The sequence below is a fragment of the Caminibacter pacificus genome (assembly GCF_003752135.1).
Taxonomy (GTDB): domain Bacteria; phylum Campylobacterota; class Campylobacteria; order Campylobacterales; family Nautiliaceae; genus Caminibacter; species Caminibacter pacificus.
The window spans coordinates 71,282-93,284 of sequence record NZ_RJVK01000004.1 but is presented as its reverse complement, the minus strand read 5'-3'; the positions used below and the strand labels follow the sequence as shown (position 1 = coordinate 93,284).

Sequence of the window (22,003 nt, the reverse complement as noted above, 5' to 3'; positions counted from 1 at the left end):
AATTTCAGCTTTTTGATTCAAAAACAGCTTCTTTGTCGCTAAAAGGTATTTTTTTATCACAAAATTCCATATATTTTTCATCACCTTTTCCCAAAATCATCAAAGTCATATTTTTCTCTTTTGCTAATTTAAGAGCTTTTTTGATAGCCTCTTTTCTATCGAGAATCACTTCATAAGGTTTTGATATTCCTTTTATGATATCTTTTGCAATATCTTGAGGATTTTCGCAGCGAGGATTATCGTTTGTAACGATAATATAATCGGCATATTTGCTTGCAACCTCTCCCATTAAATGTCTTTTATCTTTGTCTCTATTTCCACCGGCTCCGAAAACTACGATTTTTTTGCCCTCCACGGCACTCAAAACTTTTTCCATTCCATCCGGCGTATGGGCAAAATCGATTATAACAAGAGGGTCTTTTGAGACTATTTCCATTCTTCCGGCAACACCCTTAAAAAGTGAAAAATCAAAAGTTGAAAGTGAAGAATTCGTAAGCAACGAAGCTGTTTTTAACGCTAATGAAAAATTCATTTTATTAAACTCTCCGGCCATAGGAATATCATCGACAATAGGTTTTTCTAAAACATATAAATTATTTGGATTAACTTTAAAATCATACCCACCGATATTCACAATAATTAATTTTCCATTTTCCATTTTCCATTTTCCATTAATTATCTTAATACTCTCATCTTGAAAAAAACTCTCTTTTACTTGTTTGTATTCTTCCATACTCTTATGAAAGTCCAAATGGTCCTGAGAAAAAGAGGTCATAATTTTCGCTTCGAATTCAAGCCCTTCGATTCTATCTTGAACTATGGCATGAGAGCTAACTTCCATTATGTAAAAATCTGGTTTGTATTTAAAAGCTCTTTTTATTGTTGTAAAAATAGGAGGAGTAGTTAGAGTTTTTGGCTCTTTTAATTCTCCGTTGAAATAAAAACCTTCCGTTCCTTGAATTCCTACGCTGTAACCTAAAGAATTCAATAAATATCCCAAAACGAAAGCCGTAGTCGTTTTTCCATTTGTACCTGTAATTCCTATGAATTTCGTTTTGAGATTTAGAGATTTTAGAAGCTCTTTTGGAGTTATGTAATTTTTTATATCTTTTGCATATTTTGAGTTTTGGGAAGTTTTTAAAAAGAGCTTGTTTGAATCAAGCTCTTTGGTATTGTCCGTAATAAGTGAATTATTTAAGTAGTGAATTAAATCCATCAATTATCTCGATGTCGTTAATTAGCGGTAAAAGCTCTTCAAAATAGCTTATTGCGTTTTCTTTGAATCCATATTTTAAAAGCATTTCAAAAAACTCTAATAAATCTTCTTTCGTTTCGAAAATTACTTTTGTCGATAATAAAATATTTTCCAAATCCTCTTTTTTCTTGACGATTTCTTTTACGTCTTTGAATAAAATACCGTCGAATTCGTTATTATTAGGAATAGTTTCTTCTTTTAATATCTCGCTTAGGATTTTCATCACTCTTTGATAATCCTTTTTAGCGATTGCGTCTTCTAATAATTCTTTTATATCAGAACGAATATTTAACGAGCTCATCAAGCTGATCCTCATATCCGTGTGGTACGTTCATTACTACAAGTTCAGGATGAATTTTTTCTTTTAATGCTTTTTCGATTCCGTATTTTAATGTCGCACCCGCACTCGCACAACCTACGCATCCGCCTTGAAGCTGTACGAAAACTACAGGTTTTCTAACATCAATAAGAGTTACGTCTCCTCCGTCCATTTGAAGCATAGGTCTAACTTCTTCAAGTACTGCGCTAACCGCTTCTTTTAATTCTTCGTTTGAAAATGGAATGTTATCAGCCATTCATTATCCTTTTTTTAGCCTTATAATAGCATAAAATTGTTAGTTTTTAATGAAAAAAGAGGAGAAAAAAAGAGGATTAAGCTTCTTCGCTTACGAATTCGATGATACACATTTCAGCCGCATCACCTCTTCTGAATCTTGTTTTGATAATTCTTGTATATCCACCTTTTCTGTTTTCGAATTTAGGTGCGATTTCTTCGATAACTTTTTGAGTTGCCGCTTTAGCTCTTGCGTTACTTCCAAGTTTTGAATATACGTATCTGTGAGTGTTGAAATCCGCGTTTTTAGCTCTTGTTACGATTTTTTCGATATATTTTCTAAGTTCTTTTGCTTTTGGAACAGTTGTTTCGATTCTACCGTTTTCAATTAAGTCGCAAGCAAGGTTTCTTAAAAGCGCTTGTCTGTGCTCGCTGTCACGACCTAACTTTCTGTATCCGTGTCTATGTCTCATTGCTCAGTCTCCTTTAATTTAGAAAGTTTCTCTTCAATTGCCTTTTTAATATCAAGAGGTAGCGGCTTAGATAAACTAAATCCGATTTCTTCAAGTTTTTCAAAAATTTCTTCTAAAGATTTAGTTCCGAGATTTTTGATATTAGCAATTTTTTCTTTACCCATTAATACAAGCTCACCGATAAATCTGATTCCGGCTCTATCAAGGGCGTTGAAGCTTCTGCTTCTTAAATTCAACGTATCGATTGGCTCGAATAATACGTTATATTCTTCAGGTAATTCTACGTTTTCAACTTTTTTAGTTTCAAGTTTAAATTCTTTAGAAAATACGCTGAATTGGTTCAAATAGTTATTAATAGCGTCTTTAAACGCGTCGATAGGGTCGATTTGTCCGTCAGTTTCAACTTCGAATATCACTTTTTCGAAATTCGGGTCGTCTTCTACAAGCATATTTTCGATATTGTATACAACTTTTTTAATCGGGCTGAAATATGCGTCAAGTCCGATGAAACCTTCAGGAAGTTGGTCTCTAAAGTTCTCAACCGCTACGAATCCCATACCTTTTTTAATAATAAGAGTTAATTTAAGCTCACCCTCTTCGTTTAGAGTAGCAATATACTCATCAGGTGTAACGACATCAACGTCGTCATTGATTAAATCTTCGCCTTTAATCTCTTTTGGTCCTACGAACGTGTAATCTACAGTCACTTCGTCTTTTTCAGAATCTTTGATTTTGAATCTGATATTTTTAAGATTAATAATAAAACTCGCAACGTCTTCAAGCATACCTTTTAGGCTGTCGAATTCGTGCTTAACACCTTCAATTTTTAGCGCAACGGGAGCATATCCCGTAGTCGCAGCGATAAGTGTTCTTCTGATAGGATGGGCTACGCTAACTCCAAAACCAGCTTCAAAAGGATAAACTTCTATTCTTGCGAAGTTATCCTTTTTTTCGTATGAAAATTCACTTGGAATCAAAATTTCTGTTTTAATTTTATTCATTTTTTAGCCCCTATTATTTAGAGTATAACTCAACTACTAATCTTTCGTCTACTGGAATATTTACTTCACTTCTCTCAGGTACTCTTTGGAATACGCCAACTACTTTTTCTTTATCAACGTCAACCCACGGAGCGATACCTGTTTGTGCGCTAAGCTCAAGCGCTCTTTGAATTTGAGGGTTGTTTTTAGATTTTTCTTTAATTTCGATTCTATCACCTTCTTTTACAAGGTAAGAAGGAATATTTACTTTTTTTCCGTTAACTAAAACGTGTCCGTGTGTTACAAGTTGTCTTGCGAATCTTCTTGTTGTCGCAAATCCCATTCTGTAAACTACGTTATCAAGCCTTCTTTCAAGAAGTTTAATAAGGTTTTCCCCTGTACTTCCTTCTTGTCTGTTAGCTTCTTTAAAGAATTTTCTAAATTGTTTTTCAAGTACACCGTAATAGTATTTGATTTTTTGTTTTTCTCTTAATTGTTGTCCGTATTCAGAAATTTTCGCTCTTCTTTGTCCGTGTTGACCAGGTGCGTAAGGTCTTCTGTCAAGTGCTGATTTACCAGCTAATCTTCTTTCACCTTTAAGCTCTAAGCTAACGCCTAATCTTCTTTCAATTCTTTCAACAGGTCCTGTATATCTTGCCATCGTTACACCCTTCTTCTTTTTCTTGGTCTACATCCGTTGTGTGGTAGAGGAGTTACGTCTTTTAACCATAATACTTTAATTCCTTCGATTGCACCTACAGTTTTAACTGCAGTTTCTCTACCACCACCTGGTCCTTGTACTTTAATACCTACTTCTTTAATTCCGTATTCTTTGGCTTTTGCCATAGCGTCTTCTACCGCTTGTTGAGCTGCAAAAGGAGTTGATTTTTTGCTTCCTTTAAAACCTAATGCTCCCGCAGAGCTCCAGCAAAGTGCGTTACCCATTTCGTCAGTAACAGTAATCATAGTGTTATTGAATGTCGCAGAAATATATACTACTCCACGTCCTACTTGTTTTTTAATTTTTTTCTTTTTAGTAAGTTTTCTTTTTGCCATCATCTACCCCTTATTTCGCTTTTGCACCGACAGTTTTTCTTTTGCCTTTTCTTGTTCTGGCATTTGTTTTAGTTCTTTGACCTCTTACAGGAAGACCTTTTCTGTGTCTTAGCCCTCTATAGCATCCTAAATCCATAAGTTCTTTAATGTTAAGTTGAACGATTTTTCTTAGTTCACCCTCAACGATGTAGTTGTTTTGGATTTCTTTGTTTAGGATTGAAATTTCTTCTTCAGTAAGTTCGTAAACTCTTTTTTCAGGGTCAATTCCAGTGTCTTTTAGAATTTTTCTGCTTGTTGTAAGTCCGATTCCGTAAATATATGGAAGAGCGTACTCAATTTTTTTCTTTTTTGGTAAGTCTATACCTGCAATTCTCGCCATGTTTTATCCTTGTCTTTGTTTGTGTCTTGGATTTTCACAAATTACCCTAACAATACCTTTTCTTTTAACGATTTTGCATTTAGGGCAAATTTTCTTAACTGATGCTCTAACTTTCATAATATCTCCTTAGGTTACTTCTTGACCGCTTAAAAAAACGCCCCCATAGGTTCAAAGACCAGCCCTTGCAAGTGCCTTTTGACATTTGCAAAGCCTCTTTGCAGTTTAGGGGGACGAAATTATACCATATAATTAAAATGTGAAAAGTGAAAACGTAGTAAAAAAAGGCTCGTGACCAAAAATTTTAGTCACGATATTTCCTTTTAAGAAGGAATTTTAGTGCACTATAAACATCAAAAGCCCGATAAGTGCTATAGAAGCGGTACCGAAAGTAATTTTTTCTTTTTCACCTCTAAGTAAAGCCAATATGAAATAAACAACAAAACCTGCACTAAGCCCTAATGTTATCGAATAAGTAAGCGGCATCAATATTACCGTCAAAAAGACGCTAACACTTGTAGTAATATCGGAAAAATCTACATCTCTAAGCTCTCCGAACATCAAAACGCCCACCATTACCAAGATAGGATAAATCGCATTATCGGGTATTGCTTTATATATAGGTAAGAAAAACAGAGTCGTAATAAACAATAACCCTGTCACAACTGCCGTAAGCCCCGTTCTTCCTCCTTCTTCAACACCCGCTGCACTTTCGATAAAAGAAGTTGTAGTCGAAGTCCCCAAACTCGCACCGATTACCGTAGCGGCAGCGTCGGCTTGGAGGGTTTTTTCAAGCTCTTTCGGGTCTTTGAAAAGACCGGCTCTCATACCGATTCCGGCAAGAGTACCGATAGTATCGAAAAGGTCGGTTACCAAAAACGTAACGATTACGGGAACTAACGAAAGTTTCAAAGCATCCCAAATATCAAATTTAAAAGCGATAGGAGCAATACTTGCGGGCATAGAAATAATACCCTCGGGCAACTTTCCAAGTCCGAACACCCATGCTGTAATAGAAGTCAATGCAATCGATAAAATAAAAGCACCTTTTATTCTATACGAATAAAAAAGAGCAGCCAATATAAAACCTTCGACTCCAAGCAAAACTTCGGGATTATGAAGATTGCCAAGAGTTACGAAAGTTGCGGGGTTTGAGACTATCACACCCATTCCCTTAAGACCTATAAAGGCGATAAAAGCACCTATTCCGGCACTTATTGCTCGTCTTAAATCAATGGGAACGGATTCGAATACCCAAGCTCTAAATCTTGTCAAAGAAAGCGCTAAAAATATAAGCCCCGAAATCATTACGATTCCAAGAGCCGTTTGCCAAGGCAGATGCATTCCTTTTACAAGTCCGAACGTAAAATAAGCATTCAGTCCCATACCTACACTCATAGCAACAGGAGTATTTGACCAAAACCCGTTTAAAATCGTCGAAATAATAGTAACAACGGCTGTCGCTGTGATTAAAGCATCAAAAGGCATTCCGGTAAGACTCATAATAGAGGCGTTTACAGGTACGATATACATCATTGCAAGAAACGTAGTAAATCCGGCTCTAACTTCGGTAGAAACATTGGTGCCGTGTTCGCTTAATTTAAATATTCTCTCAAACATAACAACGCCTTTTAGGGATTTTAAACGATAATAACAAAAAAGAGTGCTAAGAAAGTGCTAAAAGAAGGCGAGAGAAAGGTTATTTGATTTCGATTTTTTTACCTTCCGGTTTTTGTTTTTTAGGAATGAAAACTTTTAATACACCGTCTTCGTATTTAGCTTCGATATTGTCTAAATCCGCATCAGCAGGTAATTTGAAAGCTCTTTCGAATCTTCCAAAAAAGCTTTCGATTCTCGTATAGTTTTCTCCCTCTTCTTTTTTTTCAAGTTTTCTCTCACCGGAAATTGTCAAAACTCCGTCGTTTACTGAGATTTCAATATTTTCTTTTTTAACGCCCGGAAGGTCGATTTCTAAATAATAACCTTTCTCATCAACTTTTTCGTTAACGGCAGGTGTAAATGTTTCTACTTTTTGAATAGGTTTGTTTGCTTGAAGTACAGCTCCGATTCTTCTTTCGATATCTTGTAATTCTCTAAACGGATCAAATACCATTGGCCACATTTTCCCCTCCTTTTGATAGATTTTTTATCTATCAAATTCTGGAGGAATTATAACAAATTTATTCAATCTTGTCAAGTATCTTTATATTAAAAGACTAAAGTTTCTGACGATGTTGTATCTAAACTTTTAGTTTTTATAAGTTTTATTCCGGCATTGTTTATTTCGTATTTGTAATATCTGTTATGTCTTACGATAGACAACGTAAAATTAAAACTTCCGTTATATGAATATAGCCCGTCCTCTACACTTAAGGAATAATCTTTCGTTTTTGAAAGAAGATTAAATACTAAATGATATTTATCAAAAGTGCCTTTTACGAAAATAGTCTGATTTTGAGCCAAATTAGCTCCGGACGTTCTTAAAATATATCTCGTATAATTGTTAGGTAAAAATTTAGCATTATTAAATAAAATATCGTAATTGCCTTTATCTCCGATAGAAATGCTTCCCGTAACCACACCTTCAATAAAAGGGGTAATATTTACATATTTAAAGAAATCGCTTGAAGGCTGATTTTTTAGTTGAATATATATCTCTTTGTTGTAATATCCCTCAAACGTATCCGATTTAAAATTTAAAATATCATCGCTTTGTGAATAATTAAAACTTATATCCGCGTGATAATGAAAAGGATATAAAGTGAGCTCTTTTAAATTTATAAATTTCATTTTTTTAATATTACCTTTTACGCTAAGCACTCCGTTTTTTGAAGTCACGAAAATATCTCCGCTTCCGGAATCGGATTTGAATTTTGATTGGAGATTATAGTTTTCCCTATCCATTATAAAAACATTACCGTTAAGCTCAATCGGAATAGTGAGATTTTTAAATTGAAGTTTTCCTTTATGAATAAATTTGGTTTTCGCCATATTATTCACAAAATCGATATCCAAATCGACATTTCCTAAAAGATAAGGAAAATTTAATTTAACCATATAAAAAAGTTTTTGAATATTAAAACCGCTACCTTTAAAATTACCTCCTAAAGAGTTTGTAAGTTTTAATAAAAACTCTCCGTAACCATCAGCTAAAATAGCGTTTCCCGAAATATTTACCGCATCTTCGTATTTAATATTACCGCTTGATAAAACACTTCCTCTAAAATCTTTGGTTACCTTTTCCAAATCAAGGAGTTTGGCTTCATACACCGCATTAAAAGGAAAAAGATTTCCGAAAATACTAACTTTATTGTTATCTTTTTCCAAATCTATGGAAAAATTGTTAAAAGAATAATTAAAACTTTTAATTTCAAAGTTTTTTAAAAAAGAAATTTTCGAAAAAATATACTCTTTTACAATCCCCGCACCCACAGGTGATTTATAAACCAAAAAGCCGCTCAATAATAAAAAAACTACAACGCCAATTATAATAACTTGTCTTTTTTTCATTTTTCAATCTTTAATGGAGTTTCAAAATAAATACTATTGCTAGGAAATGCAAAAGCACTTCCGTTTCTTTCTACGATTTCGATTATTTTCAGATTGATATCCTCTCTTATTCTCAAATAATCCTTCCAAACAGCCGTATTCGTAAAAAAGTAACAAAAAATACTCAAACTCGAATCTTCGAATTGATCAAAATAGATTAATAAACTCTCGTCTTTTGCGATATCCGGATGATTTAATAGCATATCTCTTATTTCATCGGTTATCTTTTTTATTGTTTCTATAGGCGTATTATACACAAGCCCGATTCTCATCATTATTCTTCTTTTATCGCGTCTGCTGTAATTTTCCACGGCACTATTTGCGATTGTCGCGTTCGGTAAAATAATAAGTCTTTTATCAAAAGCTCTGATTTTTGTAGTTCTCATACCGATATCTTCCACTATTCCCTCGACGTTTCCGACTTTAACCCACTCTCCGATTTTAAAAATATTGTCGGTTAAAATCGCTATTCCTCCGAAAATATTAGCAGCCGTATCTTTTGCCGCAAGCGCAAAAGCAAGACCACCAAGCCCCAATGAAGCCAAAAAACCGGTTACATTTATACCCCAATCCTGAAGTAAAGCGATTATTCCGATAGATACGATAAAAATTTTCAAAAGCTTAATAATAAACGATACGAACTCCCTTGAAGCTCTTCCGAATTTCCCAAGAGCTTTATAAATATACTCTTCGAATTCTCCTACGATATTATAAAGCGCCCAAAAAATATCGAAAATCAAAAGGCCTTTTAATATATGATTTACAATTCCATAATCGACTTCCAAAAGCAAAAAGAAAAAATAAAGTCCCGCAATAACAAAAACGAACCTCAAAGGATTTTTAATGGCTTTTAAAAATTTATCGTCAAGTTCTGTTTTTGTTTTTCTAACCAAAAAACGAAAAAATTTCAAAATATATAACGTAAAAGCTCTTCTTAAAGCCAAAAAAAGAAATAAAACTACAAAAGCCAAAATGATTTTATAAAGTGGCAGAGACAAAAATTTATAATTCAATATATTAAGTAACGACTCGAAATTATTTTGTTGCATTCGTCTCCTTCAGTAAATTTTCGTTTATCATTATATCAATTATTTTTCTAAAAGTAGGCACGGCACTTTGAGAAGCGAAATAATTAGGCCATTTGGCTTTGATATCGAAAAACGTAACGGCTATGGTATAACGGTGGTTTTTGTCGTTTGCAAATCCGATAAAAGAAGAGTTATAAATTTGCTGATATCCTTTTTTACCCATAGAAACATGAGCGGTACCCGTTTTTCCGGCCGTAAATATTCCATCTACGATAGCGGCTTTACCCGTACCTTTTAAAACCACTTTTCTTAAGATTTTAAGCATTATTTCGGCATTTTTAGCACTCATAACCCTTTTTGATTCACTAGGCATATTTGCAAGTCTAGGGGTTACTTCGATTCCGTAGTTATTAAAAGCGTTGTATGCTTTTAAAAGCTGCACGAACGTCACAAGAATTCCGTATCCGTAAGCCGTAGTTGATTTGTAAATAGGATAGTTTAAAAGTCTTCTGCTCCTAATTCTTCCTTTTACTTCATAAGGCAAATCGATACCGGTTCTGCTTGCAAAACCGAATTTTTTAAGTCCGTTAAAAAACTCATCGGGAGTTAACCTTAAAGAAAGTTCGGATAAAACGATATTACTCGAATGGACTATCGCATCCTCTGCACTTAACCACTTAAAAGGCTCGTCATCTCTAATCGGAGTTTTTCTCCACTCCGGTTTCCAGCGTCCGTTATGAGCGTTTAAAACTTCATACGGATTTACTTTGTTATTTTCCAAAAGAATGGCAAAAGTAATCGGCTTCATAACGGACCCGGGCTCAAAAACTTCTCTTACCGCACTTATTTTCATATTCGGAATATCTCTCGGAGTAATGTGAGCCGGGTCGTATCTGTTTGAGCTTGCAATGGCTAAAATTTTCCCGCTTTTAGAATCCATTACCGCCGCAAGGACTTCTTTTGCTTGAAGCTTTTGTTTTTGAAAACTCAAAAGTTTTTCTATTTTTCTTTGTAAAGCCAAATTTATATTAAGTTTGATATCTTTTCCGTTGATAGGTCTTTTTATTTTAGCGCTTTTGTCATAAATGATATTTCCGTATACGTCTCTATATCCGATTTTGTACCCGTCTTGTTTTGCGCTTAAGACGTCGTTGTAATAGAGCTCAAGCCCGTTATCCCCTCTTCTTTCGTCTTTTCTATATCTACCCAAAAACGGTTGAAGAGTATCTTTGTAAGGATAAACTCTTTTAAAATCAAGACTCTCTATTTCGTATCCAAGTCTTATTCCTGTACGTTTATCCGTTAAAAACACTCTTTTTTTATCAAGTACTTTTCTAAGATATATCAGGTTTTGTTTGGTTTTTAAATCCACCGTAGCTATTCTAATACGGCTAAGGCCGTTTTGTTTTCCGATAATAACAGCTCTTTTAAGCTCTCTTACCGGAATATCCGTGTAAATTGAAAAAAGAGTATAAAAAAGCTGTTTTTTATCAGAGTCCAAATATTTCGGATAAACATAAACTCCGTATAATTTTTCACTTTTTGCAACGGTATAATCTTTTGTTTTGATATCTCCCCTAACCGCACTTTGGGTGATTTTGATTTTAGGAGTGAAATATCCCTTTGGTTTTGCTATCGCCAAAAACACAAAAGCGGCGAAAACAACGGAGATAAAAAAGATAAAAAATAGAAATATTGCAGGAATTCTGTTATTCATTAAATTTGAGTTTTCATAAGCTCTTTATAGGCGTTAATCGCTTTATTCCTTACTTCAAGCATCATTTTCATTTTCATTTCGGCTTTTTGGATAGTAATACTCGCTCTTGCCAAATCTTCGACTTGACCTGTTGCGATATCGGCTTGTGCTTTTTCCGACTCTTCAAGTAATTTATTAGTAGAATCTATCTCGTTTTTTAGCATTTTTTCAAAATCTAAAGAGTCGCCTTTTTTATTCGTCTTAGAAATATTTTGTAAGTTATTTAAATTATCAACTTTATTAATAAAAGCCATTTTCTATCCTTATGCCTGAAGTATGTCTATTGCGTTTTGCGCCATCGATTTTGCACTCTGAAATGCCGCTACGTTTGCTTGATATGCACGTGTCGCTTCTATTAAATCGGCCATTTCCACCACCGGATTAATATTCGGATACGCTACATATCCGTTTGCATCCGCATCAGGATTGCTCGGATCGTATTTCAAAATCGGTTTGCTATCATCTCTAACGACTTTATCCACCACTACCGTCTCAATAGGCGGTTTTGCCACTGCGTAATCTTCACCCTCTTCATCAAGAGGATTTTCGTATTTGTGAAATCTTGCGTTTTGTTCTATTTCGTTATTCAATTGTTGCTCAAAAGGCACGGCTTTAAAAATAACCTCTTTTCTTCTATACGGTCCACCCTCCGGCGTTCTTGTCGTATTGGCATTTGCAATATTTTCGGAAATAATGTTGATTCTGAACCTTTGAGCCGAAAGTCCGTATCCAGAAATATCGAAACTATTTAAAAATCCCATTTTTTAACCTTATAGGTTTCTTGTAGAATCGATAACCGCTTTGAAAAGCTCTATATCTTTTCTAAGAGCGGCAATCGAAGCGTTATAGGCCATATTGTTTTTAGCCATTTCGCTCATTTCTACGTCGATATCAACACTATTTCCGTCGTTTCTTGCTAAATGCCCGTCTCTAAAGAAAACTATCGGTTTTGCGGAGTCGCTTAAACTTTTTGGTTCCAAATGGCGAGGATTCGTTACGGCTAATTGTAACGTTTTATCTTTAATTCCGAATTTTTGATTAACTTCTTTTTCGAGCGCCTCTTCAAATCTGATGTCTTTTGGACGATAATAAGGCGTATCAGCGTTTGCTATATTGCTTGCTATCATATCTTGTCTGATTTTTCGATAGTAAAGAGATTTTTCTAAAATATCAAAACTTTTGCTGATTTCAAATGCCATTTTCAAGCCTTTTTACGATAGCAAGCAAAAAACATTCCCAAAACTATTATGCTAAAATTTTATCAATATTATATCCAAAGGTTATTAATTTGCAAAAAGTAGACCATAAAATTTTTATAATCGTAGCCGTTTTAATGCTTGCAGGTGCGGTGTTTTCCTTTACGCTGCCGGTGTTTTTGGAAATGAGAAGACATCTAAGCGAATACCATTTTTTAGGAAGATACATTTTATTCGGAAGTGTCGGATTTTTAATAATGATTCTCCTTGCAAACCTAAACCCTGATAAGTGGTTTAACAAAATAGGATGGATAATATTCGTCATATCGGGAATTTTGGTTTTAGTACTTCCTTTTTTACCAGAAAGTATAGCTCCTATCATTAACGGAGCGAAAAGATGGATAAAAATAGGACCTTTTAAATTTTCTCCGGTTGAATTTTTTAAAATCGGGGTTATTTTCTTTTTATCATGGTCTTTCACCAGAAAAATCCAAAAAACAAGAAACCTAAAAGAAGATATCAAGCAGTTTTTGCCTCATTTGATTTTCTTAGGCCTTTTTTGGATTTTGATAGTTTTTATGCTTTCGGATTTAGGGCAAGTTTTCGTAATGATAAGTCTTTTTATTTTAATGCTTTTGGCTGCGGGAGGTAAGCTTAAAACATTCGGGGTTATGGTGCTTGCCGCAGTTTCTATAATTGTCCCGGCAATTCTTTTTGCGCCGTATAGATTCAAACGTATAAAAGACTGGCTATATACGGCAAGTTCGAACTTTTTGCCTCAGCCTATAGTTGACGGCTCAAGCGCAAACTACGGACAGGTGATTCAATCGATGAACGCGATTCATCACGGCGGTATATTCGGCACTGGCCTTGGTAACGGAATATTCAAGTTAGGATTTTTAAGCGACGTGCATACGGATTTCGTACTTGCCGGAATTGCCGAAGAAACGGGAATTATCGGTATAGGACTTATTACGTTTTTAATCGGGTATCTGATTTATAGAATTTTCAAAATCGCTTTTAGAAGCGAAAAAAAAGAGTATCAACTTTTTGCTCTTGGAGTCGGCAGTTTGATAGCTATTCAATTTATTATAAACGGCCTTGGGGTTACCTCTTTGATTCCTATCAAAGGTTTGACCGTGCCGTTTTTAAGCTACGGAGGTAGTTCTCTTATGGCGCTTTGTACCGCAATAGGTATGGTTTTGATGATAAGCAAAAGAGCGAAATATATAAAGGAGTAGAGTGAATATTTTAATCACCGGAGGCGGCACGGGAGGACATCTGAAAATCGCAAAAGTAATAAAAGAAGAACTCAACAAAAAAGGGATAAAACCGATTTATGTCGGCTCGACAAAAGGTGCGGACAAAGAGTGGTTCGCTCAAGACGAGGGCTTTAGTGAAAAATATTTTTTAGATTCAAGCGGTGTAGTTAATAAAAAAGGACTCGGAAAAATAAACTCCCTATCAAACATAATAAAACTATCTTTCGAAGCTAAAAAAATAATAAAAAAACACAACGTAAAAGCGGTATTTAGCGTAGGCGGATATAGCGCGGCACCTGCGAGTTTTGGAGCTATTTTTTCAAACACACCGCTTTTTATCCACGAACAAAACGCCCACATAGGCTCGCTTAATAAAATCTTAAAACCTTTTTCAAAAAAGTTTTTCAATACTTTCCTCTACAATGACCCGTACCCTGTTGAAGATAAGTTTTTTGAAAGAGCAAGAATCAGAAAAGAGCTAAAAACCATAATTTTTTTAGGAGGAAGCCAAGGAGCCGTAGCAATCAACGATTTTGCCATACGAATAGCTCCCCTATTAAAGCAAAAAAATATAAAAATCATCCACCAAAGCGGAAAAAGAGACTTTGAGAGAGTAAAAAATTTCTATGAAAAAAACTCAATTGAAGCAGATGTTTTTGATTTTGATAAAAACCTCATCGAAAAAATAGAAAAAGCCGATTTTGCAATAAGCCGTGCGGGCGCTTCGACTCTTTTCGAGCTTGCGGCAAACCAAATCCCCACTCTTTTCGTACCTTATCCATACGCCGCAGGAGACCACCAATACCACAACGCAAAATTTCTTGCGGATAAAAACGCCGCTTTGGTAATCAGACAAAACGAACTAAAAATTGAGATTTTAGATAAAATTTTGAACTTAAACCTTGAAGAGATGTCAAAAAATCTAAAAAACGTCAATAAAAAAGAGGGAGCGAAATATATCGCGGATAGGATTTTGATATAATTTTAAAAAAAAAAGAGGAGATATATGCCTAAGAATATTGCAGTTATTTTAGCCGGTGGTGTTGGAAGTAGATTTGGTGGTAATATACCTAAACAATTTACAAAGCTTGCAGGAAAAACTATAATAGAGCATACCATAGATGTATTTGAAAAAAATGATAATATTGACGAAATATGTATTGTAATTCATCCAGAATGGAAACATAAAATAGAAGAAATCGTTTTAAACAATAATTTTAAAAAAGTTTCAAAAATTTTAAATGGCGGTAAAGAAAGAAAAGATTCCTCATTAGCAGCTATTAAAGCTTATGAAAACGAGAGAGATATAAATTTGCTATTTCATGATGCAGTAAGACCATTTTTAGACCAAAATATAATTGATGAATGTATTGAAAATCTTAATATTTACAATGCTATAGACGTAGCAATTCCAGCTACAGACACTATAATAGAAGTTGAAAACAATTATATAAAAAAAATTCCTCCTCGCTCAGCTATGATGCAAGGCCAAACACCCCAAGCTTTTAAACTTAAAACAATCAAAAAAGCTTATGAATTAGCACAGCAAGACAACAATTTTAAACCTACTGATGATTGTGGTATAGTAAAAAAATATTTGCCAGAAGAACCTATTTATGTTGTAAAAGGTCATGTTAAAAATATAAAAATCACCCATCCGCAAGATATTTATATAGCAGATAAATTATTTCAACTTAAAACGATAAAAATAAAACATAAGTTTTCTGATGAAGAATATATTAAAAACTTGCAAAATAAAGTAATGGTAATTTTTGGAGGTTCATATGGAATTGGAAAAGAAATAAAAGAAATTGCTAAAAAATATGGAACAAAAATTTATTCTTTCTCTAGAACAGAAACTAATACAGATGTATCGAAATTAGAAGATGTTATATATGCTTTAAGTTCAACATATGAAAAGACTAAAAGAATTGATTATATAATTAATACAGCGTCGATTTTAATCAAAAAACCTTTAACTCAAACATCATATGAAGAAATCCAAAAAATAACTTCAATAAACTACTTAGGAGCAGTTTATATAGCAAAAGAATCATATAAATTTTTAGAAAAAACTCAAGGACACTTAATAAACTTTACATCCAGCTCATATACAAGAGGAAGAGCTTTTTATTCTTTGTATAGTTCTACTAAATCTGCGATAGTTAACTTAACTCAAGCTTTAGCTGAAGAATGGCAAAACAAAAATATTAAAGTTAATTGTATAAATCCTGAAAGAACATTAACTCCAATGAGAGTTAAAAATTTTGGACAAGAAGATCCTAATACCCTACTTAACCCAATTGATGTAGCATACACTACTATTAATACTTTACTTTTTAACTTCACAGGACAAATAATTGATATTAAAGTTCAGGATAATGTTTAGGAAAACTCTTAAAAAATATAAATTCAATAAAAATTCTAAAATTATTATACATATTGGTGAAAATACAGATGTATCAGCATATATTAATATGTGGTATAACTCTTTTAAAGAAAGTGAAGTTTCATTTTCAATATTAACTAGACATAAAAAAGTTTATGATCTAATAAAAACACGATTTAAAAACGAATCTATAATATATGCAAAAAACCCAACAGATATAAACAATATTTTCAAAGCTTTACCTTTAAAAGCAATTTTTTATTTATCAAATACTGGTAACAATATGCATACACTAAAATATAATAATTTAAAACATGTTTTTATTGGTCATGGAGATAGCGACAAAACCGCGAGCGCTCACAAGTTTTTTCGTATTTATGATGAAAATTGGGTTGCAGGAGAAGCACACATTGATAGATTTAGAAATGCAGGATTTAATTATCAAGGTTTAGTGCACAAAAAAGTAGGTCGTCCTACTTTAAAAGAAAACTTAAAATTAAGTTCAATTCAGTGGAAAAAAAGATTTCCTAAATTAAACATTGCATACTTATCAACATGGGAAGGAGTATTCAAAGAACAAGATTATTCATCAATATATATTATTAAAGATATATTTAAATATTTAAACCAATATGACTTTATAGAAAAACTCCACATTAAATACCATCCCAGACTTGGTTCTACACAGAAAGAAATTGAAAATATTAAACAAGATATTTCAAACTTAAGTACTAAATATAAAAAAGAAATTTTCGAAGCAATTTATCCTGTAAATGAAATCATAAAACAATCAAATCTATTTATTACAGATATTTCAGCGGTAATAACTGAATGTTTAAGTGTAAATTCTCCTATTTTTGTTTATTATCCAAAAAATAAAAATATTAAATTATCTAAAACTAAATATTCATTATCAGATTATACATATACATTTTCTAATTTAAAAGAATTTAAAAAAAAATTTGAAGAAGTAATTTTAAATAATAACGATTTTTTAGCAAATAATAGAGAGAAGGCAATTGACTACTTCTTAAGTAAAGATTTGACATTAAATAATGTGTTTATTAAAGAAATAAGAAAGATAGCAAAATGATTACATTTTATTATGCCGATAAAAATTTAAATAATTTTTTAAAATGGGCAAATATTTTTGAAAAATTAAATCTTAAAACATTATATTTAATAAGAAACAAAACATTGTTTTGTAAATTAATTGAAAAAAATTTAAATATTATATATGCAAAATCTCCTCAAGATGTAGAAGACATTGTAAATAAAAAAAATTTATCTACTATTTTTTTCTCTACACACTCTTCTAAAAATATTCATATATTAAGATTCAATAACTTAAAACATATATATATTGGGAACAAATCAAATGAATTTATAAAATATAATAAATCCTTCAGAGCATATGATGAAATTTGGGTCCCTAATGAAGCTTCAATAGATTACATTTATAAAACTTTTGAAAAAAGACACCTAATAATAAAAAATATTGGAACAATAATTGAAAATCATAACATCTCTATTCTTGAAAACATAAGGACATTTAATAGTTTAAATTTAATAAAATTTAAATTAGATAAAAATATTATAATATCTTATAAAGATTATCTAATTGTTCATAGAAAAAATTTTTCTCCAAAATTATTCTCTACAAATAAAAAAATTGTAATATATAACCCTAACAATATAAGCTTATATTCAACCAAATTCATTAAACAAATTCAAAGTTTAAATGAAATAAAAAGTTTAAATTTTAATATCAATACAATACAAGCCAAAGAATATTATTTAGGAAATTTCAAACTCAATAACTTTAAAAAAGAAGTATTAGATGTATTATCTATTTAGAATATTTTATGCATTAGCTTCCTTAAAAATTTTAAGCAAAATATGGTGGTTAATATATTACCTTGATTTTTTCAGAAAAAAAACAGTTTTAAAAAATCTTAATATTGCATTTCCTCATAAATCAAAACCTGAAAAAATAAAAATTGCAAAAAATACCTATAAGAATTTTTTAACTTTTTTTGAAGACACAATTGAGTTTAAAAAACATCCTGAAAAACTGAATGAAATAGAAATAATTGGAGAAGAATATATTATAACAGCTCTTAAATCTAATAAACCTGTTATTTTAGTAACTGCTCATTTTGGAAATTGGGAAATTAGCCCCAAAGTTATTGTAAAAAGATATAAAAAACCAATGGCTGTCGTTATGAGAGAAATAGAAGACCCTAAAATTAATAATTTCTTTAAAAAAATTAGAGGCAATGAAAATATAAAGCTTATAAATAAAAAAAGAAGCTCACGTGAAATAGTAAAATCACTTCTTCACGAAAAAAGAATTTTAGGAGTACTTATAGATCAACGTTCAAATGCTTCAACAGCACTTAAAGTTAAATTTTTTATTCCAAATACCCCTTTTAATCCAGCTGTTAGTAAACTTTCAAAAAGTTTAAAAGCAATCGTAGTCCCTGGTTTTAGTTATAAAAAAGAAGGTAAATACGTAATAGAATTCAAACCTTCAAGAATATTTACAAAAAATGACTCAATTCAAGACTTCACTCAATGGCAAGCTGATATAATTGAAGAAATGATCAAAAAATATCCTGATCAATATTATTGGTTTCACAATAGATGGAAAAATATTAATAAAGGTTAAATTTTTTAAAAAAATCAATTATCGTAGTATCTTCTTTTAGGATATTCATTTTTTTTAGACATTCCACTTCACTCAAGCTTAAAAACATTGATTCATAAAGTTCTTTTAACTTTCCAGCCTCATATGCTTTCATATATTTTTTATATTGGGCACCAGATTTACCCCCATTTTTTAATACATTTATTCTATTTTTTACATTATTTTCAAAATATTTCCATCCTCTCATCGGATAATGATAAATTAATAAATCTTTTAATTCCTTTTTTTTCCAAAATGCTATATGTTCCGCACTATGATTCCCTGTATTAGTCTTAAAATATCCATGAGGATTCACAATAACCTTTCTTCCAATTTTTCCTAATAAAAAATTATTTTTAAAATTTTCTTCTCTGCAAATAGGATTAGCCACTCTATATTTAGCTTCTTTCCAATTCTTAAGCCCATGATACATCACCATATTATTTCTTCTTACAAAAAGCACTCCCCCTTTAAAATTCAATATATCTTTTAAACTCTTATTTTTATCAATAGGCACCCAAAATTCATCAACATCACTATTAATAACCCAATCTGGGTTATATTTTCTTTTTGCAAGCTTTATAGCTTTTGTCATAAATTTTGCTTGTTGCAATATACCTGGTTGATGCAATAATTCAATTGAAATATCTTTTTGCAATTCTTTTATTATATCAATAGTATTATCGGTTGAACCATTATCTACTATTACAAAATTATCCACGCCTAAATTATGATGAAAAATTATACTCTCCCTTATTTTTTCTTCTTCATCTTTAACAACCATCACAAAACAAATTTTTACAGGAGTTTTTATTTTATGAAAAAAATAATCAATCATTATTTACCTTTTAATTTTTTTACTTCATTATATACATAATTAGAAAAATTTTTATCATACTTATGAAAAAGTCTTTTTTGTGGATATTCAATCTTTTTACCAATATCATTTTTTATGTATGTAAGCATTTCATTTACGTTTTTTGCAAAGCTACCCGGGAATGTAGAATCAAAATCATATAAAAAGCCTCTTTCATTCTTCATAAAATGTTCAAAATCTTTCGCAAAACCTACAATTGGTCTATTTAAAAGTAAATAATCTATCCAAATACTAGAAAAATCGCTTATAAGTAAGTCAGTATATTTTAAAATCGTATTAGTTTCAAAAAAATCTTTATGGTTTAATAAAACAATATTATCAAATTTTTTTACGATTTCATTAAAAGAATGCTGTTCGTAATAATGACTCCTAACAGCAAATACGATCTCATTTGCTTTGGCAAAAGAATCAATTTTTCTCCACTCCTCTTCATAAATCTGCTCAAGAGGATCATTTATTTTCTCCCTTAATGTTGGGGCATAAAGAACAAGTTTTTTGTTTTGTTTAATCTTTTTTAATCTTTTTTCCATATCTTTTGTAATCTCATAACTTTTAAATAAAAATTCATACCTTGGAAGCCCAGTAACTTTTACTTTTTCTTCATCAATTCCAAAAACTTCAGCCATAACTTCCTTATCTTTATCTGATGATGATATAACCATATCTATTAATGCATTTTCTTTAATGATTTTCTCCCTTTTTTTAGCTGTTATTCCCGGAATTAATAATCCTATTTTTTTAAAAGGTACACCATGCCAAAGATTTATGATATATCGATCTTTATTATCTGTAATATACGCATCATATGGGGAATGTGAAACAAATACGTACTTTGATGTAGCCACATCTTTTAAATTAAAAGAATTTTCATAAACTTTCACCCCTTGTTTTATTAAAAAATTTTTTACTTGCATGGCACATTTTCCATGTTTAAAAACAATTAATTCTTTATTCTTATCCAACATAAAAATTAAAAATGCAAGTAAGTTTCCACTAAGATAAGTTCTTTTTTTTACGACAAATAAAAATTTATTCTCATCTTTTTTTAAAAAATTAAAAAAAGAAAAAATTTTTTTATGTAATAATCCCATTATTATTCCCTACAAAGTTTTTGTTTTATTTGAGTTGTTGAAATTCCATGAGTTCTAGGAAGATATATAACTTCACAATAATCTTTTAAAAAATCAAATTTACCTTTCCAATCATCTCCAATAGCAAAAATATCAACATTATATTTTTTTATATCTTCTATTTTTTGCTCCCATGAAACCTCAGGAATAACTAAATCAACTCCTTTAATATTTGCAACTATTTCAGCACGTTCTTCATATGGAATAATTGTTTTTTTACCTTTTATCTCATTAAATTCATCAGTTGAAACAGCAACAATTAATCTATCTCCTATATTCCTTAACCTTTCAATTAATTTCAAATGCCCTATGTGAAATAAATCAAAAGTTCCATATGTAATCACCGTTTTCATACTTTTCCTTTTAATAAAAATAATTTTTCTAAAAAATATTTAGTTGCTTCTTGATTAGAATAATCAAAACATCCTAAATAATACTCTTTTAGATATCTATTAGGTTTCATATTAAAATCAACTTTACTATTTAACTCATTTAACCTATTCAAAACAACAGATTTTTCCATTAAAATATTAGAACTTTTATTGCCAAAATTAGTAATTATATAAGGTTTCTCAAAACTTAAATAATCGATAATAATTGAAGAATTATCAAAAATCGCAAAATCTATCAACGGAAAAACATCTAAAACATTTTTATCATGTACATATGAATATTTGTAGTCTTTTAAAAATTTCATAATATCCTTTTGTATTTTTTTATATTTTTTATTTCTACTTCCAATAAGTGGATGTGGTTTATATATTATAAAATATTTTTTATTAATAAAAAATTTCAAAATTTCTTTTCCATATTCTAAAGATGAATAATTCATAAATTCTAAACTTCCCTCCCAAGTAGGCGCATAAAGCACAACTTTTTTATTATTAAGATTCTCAATTTTTATAGGTTTAATAAAATCCAATACTGGTCTTCCAATTTCAATATATTTATGTTTATTATAAGAATAATTTAAAAAATTTTTTTTAAAACGATCAATAGAAGCTTTTCCTGAAACAAAAACATAATCATATGCATTTATTTGATTAGAAATCGAAGAGTCTTTTTCGCTTTCTCCATGTCCAATATGAATATGAAAAGCTTTATTATGTATTAAAGATAAAAAATTTTTTATATTATTATTTAAATATAAAATGATTTTTAAACTCTTAGAAGCATTATAAGCTTTTATTAATTCTTCTTTATCTTTAATAAAATATTTTGTAAAACTATGAAAAAGGTTATTTTTTTTCACATACTTATACGTCCTATCATTTGAAAAAACAATACCTATTTTAATGTATTGGTTTATATATTCAAAAACCCTTTCCCATTGATATAATTGATATAATTGTTTTTTATTTCCAGCAAAATAAATTATAATTTCATTATTAATATTTAAACTTTTTTTATTTTTAAATAACAAAGTTTGCCTTT

General features: G+C 31.0%; 27 protein-coding genes. 6 read left to right on the top strand and 21 right to left on the bottom strand.

Annotation, left to right across the window (positions count from 1 at the left end):
* Positions 1 to 4 precede the first annotated feature (4 nt).
* From EDC58_RS08050 to flgB, 17 genes are all read right to left on the bottom strand, one after another.
* A complete protein-coding gene (locus EDC58_RS08050; protein WP_123353001.1) occupies positions 5 to 1,216 on the bottom strand; it encodes a UDP-N-acetylmuramoyl-L-alanyl-D-glutamate--2,6-diaminopimelate ligase in 1,212 nt (403 codons plus the stop codon).
* On the bottom strand, positions 1,191 to 1,556 hold the full coding sequence (locus tag EDC58_RS08045) for a hypothetical protein (RefSeq protein WP_235823204.1): 366 nt from the start codon (positions 1,554 to 1,556) through the stop codon (positions 1,191 to 1,193). Before EDC58_RS08045 ends, EDC58_RS08050 begins: the two co-directional genes overlap by 26 nt.
* On the bottom strand, positions 1,531 to 1,830 hold the full coding sequence (locus EDC58_RS08040; RefSeq protein ID WP_123353000.1) for a NifU family protein: 300 nt from the start codon (positions 1,828 to 1,830) through the stop codon (positions 1,531 to 1,533). Before EDC58_RS08040 ends, EDC58_RS08045 begins: the two co-directional genes overlap by 26 nt.
* A gap of 76 nt (positions 1,831 to 1,906) precedes the next feature.
* The gene (gene rplQ / locus EDC58_RS08035) at positions 1,907 to 2,281 is read right to left on the bottom strand and encodes a 50S ribosomal protein L17 (RefSeq protein ID WP_123352999.1); all 375 of its coding nucleotides are present in this window, start codon (positions 2,279 to 2,281) and stop codon (positions 1,907 to 1,909) included.
* Entirely contained in the window at positions 2,278 to 3,282 is a 1,005-nt protein-coding gene (locus EDC58_RS08030) for a DNA-directed RNA polymerase subunit alpha (RefSeq protein ID WP_123352998.1), read from the bottom strand. Before EDC58_RS08030 ends, rplQ begins: the two co-directional genes overlap by 4 nt.
* 13 nt (positions 3,283 to 3,295) lie before the next feature.
* Positions 3,296 to 3,922, bottom strand: a complete 627-nt coding sequence (gene rpsD, locus EDC58_RS08025; protein WP_123352997.1) for a 30S ribosomal protein S4 — start codon at positions 3,920 to 3,922, stop codon at positions 3,296 to 3,298.
* A gap of 2 nt (positions 3,923 to 3,924) precedes the next feature.
* Positions 3,925 to 4,317: a 30S ribosomal protein S11 gene (rpsK, locus tag EDC58_RS08020; RefSeq protein WP_123352996.1), complete on the bottom strand. Its 393-nt coding sequence runs from the start codon at positions 4,315 to 4,317 to the stop codon at positions 3,925 to 3,927.
* A gap of 10 nt (positions 4,318 to 4,327) precedes the next feature.
* Entirely contained in the window at positions 4,328 to 4,696 is a 369-nt protein-coding gene (rpsM, locus tag EDC58_RS08015; RefSeq protein WP_123352995.1) for a 30S ribosomal protein S13, read from the bottom strand.
* A 3-nt stretch (positions 4,697 to 4,699) separates the two neighbouring features.
* Complete coding sequence (rpmJ, locus tag EDC58_RS08010) at positions 4,700 to 4,813, bottom strand: 50S ribosomal protein L36 (protein ID WP_007475222.1); 114 nt, start codon at positions 4,811 to 4,813, stop codon at positions 4,700 to 4,702.
* Between the two features lie 216 nt (positions 4,814 to 5,029).
* Positions 5,030 to 6,313 (bottom strand): NCS2 family permease, encoded by a 1,284-nt coding sequence (locus EDC58_RS08005; protein ID WP_123352994.1) that lies wholly within the window; start codon positions 6,311 to 6,313, stop codon positions 5,030 to 5,032.
* 79 nt (positions 6,314 to 6,392) lie between these two features.
* The gene (locus EDC58_RS08000) at positions 6,393 to 6,815 is read right to left on the bottom strand and encodes an Hsp20/alpha crystallin family protein (protein ID WP_123352993.1); all 423 of its coding nucleotides are present in this window, start codon (positions 6,813 to 6,815) and stop codon (positions 6,393 to 6,395) included.
* Positions 6,816 to 6,901: 86 nt separating this feature from the next.
* Positions 6,902 to 8,203 carry a hypothetical protein gene (locus tag EDC58_RS07995; protein ID WP_123352992.1) on the bottom strand — a complete coding sequence of 434 codons (1,302 nt, stop codon included), beginning with the start codon at positions 8,201 to 8,203 and terminating at the stop codon, positions 6,902 to 6,904.
* On the bottom strand, positions 8,200 to 9,291 hold the full coding sequence (locus EDC58_RS07990; RefSeq protein ID WP_123352991.1) for a mechanosensitive ion channel family protein: 1,092 nt from the start codon (positions 9,289 to 9,291) through the stop codon (positions 8,200 to 8,202). The genes EDC58_RS07995 and EDC58_RS07990 overlap by 4 nt, the downstream gene beginning before the upstream one ends.
* Positions 9,278 to 10,987, bottom strand: coding sequence for a peptidoglycan D,D-transpeptidase FtsI family protein (locus tag EDC58_RS07985; protein WP_123352990.1), 1,710 nt, complete (start codon positions 10,985 to 10,987; stop codon positions 9,278 to 9,280). Before EDC58_RS07985 ends, EDC58_RS07990 begins: the two co-directional genes overlap by 14 nt.
* Positions 10,987 to 11,280, bottom strand: coding sequence for a flagellar hook-basal body complex protein FliE (gene fliE / locus EDC58_RS07980; RefSeq protein WP_123352989.1), 294 nt, complete (start codon positions 11,278 to 11,280; stop codon positions 10,987 to 10,989). Before fliE ends, EDC58_RS07985 begins: the two co-directional genes overlap by 1 nt.
* 9 nt (positions 11,281 to 11,289) lie before the next feature.
* Entirely contained in the window at positions 11,290 to 11,787 is a 498-nt protein-coding gene (gene flgC, locus EDC58_RS07975; protein ID WP_123352988.1) for a flagellar basal body rod protein FlgC, read from the bottom strand.
* A gap of 9 nt (positions 11,788 to 11,796) precedes the next feature.
* Positions 11,797 to 12,225 carry a flagellar basal body rod protein FlgB gene (gene flgB / locus EDC58_RS07970; protein WP_123352987.1) on the bottom strand — a complete coding sequence of 143 codons (429 nt, stop codon included), beginning with the start codon at positions 12,223 to 12,225 and terminating at the stop codon, positions 11,797 to 11,799.
* Between the two features lie 89 nt (positions 12,226 to 12,314).
* On the opposite strand from flgB, the gene EDC58_RS07965 reads away from it, so the two are divergent.
* From EDC58_RS07965 to EDC58_RS07940, 6 genes are read left to right on the top strand one after another with little or no spacing between them, the layout of a single operon-like run.
* A complete protein-coding gene (locus EDC58_RS07965; protein WP_123352986.1) occupies positions 12,315 to 13,463 on the top strand; it encodes an FtsW/RodA/SpoVE family cell cycle protein in 1,149 nt (382 codons plus the stop codon).
* A gap of 1 nt (position 13,464) precedes the next feature.
* A complete protein-coding gene (murG, locus tag EDC58_RS07960) occupies positions 13,465 to 14,466 on the top strand; it encodes an undecaprenyldiphospho-muramoylpentapeptide beta-N-acetylglucosaminyltransferase (RefSeq protein ID WP_123352985.1) in 1,002 nt (333 codons plus the stop codon).
* Positions 14,467 to 14,490: 24 nt separating this feature from the next.
* A complete protein-coding gene (ispD, locus tag EDC58_RS07955) occupies positions 14,491 to 15,873 on the top strand; it encodes a 2-C-methyl-D-erythritol 4-phosphate cytidylyltransferase (RefSeq protein WP_123352984.1) in 1,383 nt (460 codons plus the stop codon).
* Positions 15,866 to 16,966, top strand: a complete 1,101-nt coding sequence (locus EDC58_RS07950) for a hypothetical protein (RefSeq protein ID WP_123352983.1) — start codon at positions 15,866 to 15,868, stop codon at positions 16,964 to 16,966. The genes ispD and EDC58_RS07950 overlap by 8 nt, the downstream gene beginning before the upstream one ends.
* Positions 16,963 to 17,730, top strand: coding sequence for a hypothetical protein (locus EDC58_RS07945; RefSeq protein WP_123352982.1), 768 nt, complete (start codon positions 16,963 to 16,965; stop codon positions 17,728 to 17,730). The genes EDC58_RS07950 and EDC58_RS07945 overlap by 4 nt, the downstream gene beginning before the upstream one ends.
* A complete protein-coding gene (locus tag EDC58_RS07940; RefSeq protein WP_123352981.1) occupies positions 17,714 to 18,544 on the top strand; it encodes a lysophospholipid acyltransferase family protein in 831 nt (276 codons plus the stop codon). Before EDC58_RS07945 ends, EDC58_RS07940 begins: the two co-directional genes overlap by 17 nt.
* Here EDC58_RS07940 and EDC58_RS07935 read toward each other — a convergent pair.
* Genes EDC58_RS07935 through EDC58_RS07920 form a run of 4 tightly spaced genes read right to left on the bottom strand, consistent with a single transcriptional unit; the run spans position 18,531 to position 21,992 of the window.
* Entirely contained in the window at positions 18,531 to 19,400 is an 870-nt protein-coding gene (locus EDC58_RS07935) for a glycosyltransferase family 2 protein (RefSeq protein WP_123352980.1), read from the bottom strand. The genes EDC58_RS07940 and EDC58_RS07935 overlap by 14 nt on opposite strands.
* Positions 19,400 to 20,530 carry a CDP-glycerol glycerophosphotransferase family protein gene (locus tag EDC58_RS07930; protein WP_123352979.1) on the bottom strand — a complete coding sequence of 377 codons (1,131 nt, stop codon included), beginning with the start codon at positions 20,528 to 20,530 and terminating at the stop codon, positions 19,400 to 19,402. Before EDC58_RS07930 ends, EDC58_RS07935 begins: the two co-directional genes overlap by 1 nt.
* Before the next feature lie 2 nt (positions 20,531 to 20,532).
* Positions 20,533 to 20,922, bottom strand: coding sequence for a glycerol-3-phosphate cytidylyltransferase (tagD, locus tag EDC58_RS07925; RefSeq protein ID WP_123352978.1), 390 nt, complete (start codon positions 20,920 to 20,922; stop codon positions 20,533 to 20,535).
* On the bottom strand, positions 20,919 to 21,992 hold the full coding sequence (locus EDC58_RS07920) for a CDP-glycerol glycerophosphotransferase family protein (RefSeq protein ID WP_123352977.1): 1,074 nt from the start codon (positions 21,990 to 21,992) through the stop codon (positions 20,919 to 20,921). Before EDC58_RS07920 ends, tagD begins: the two co-directional genes overlap by 4 nt.
* Between the last annotated feature and the right edge of the window lie 11 nt (positions 21,993 to 22,003).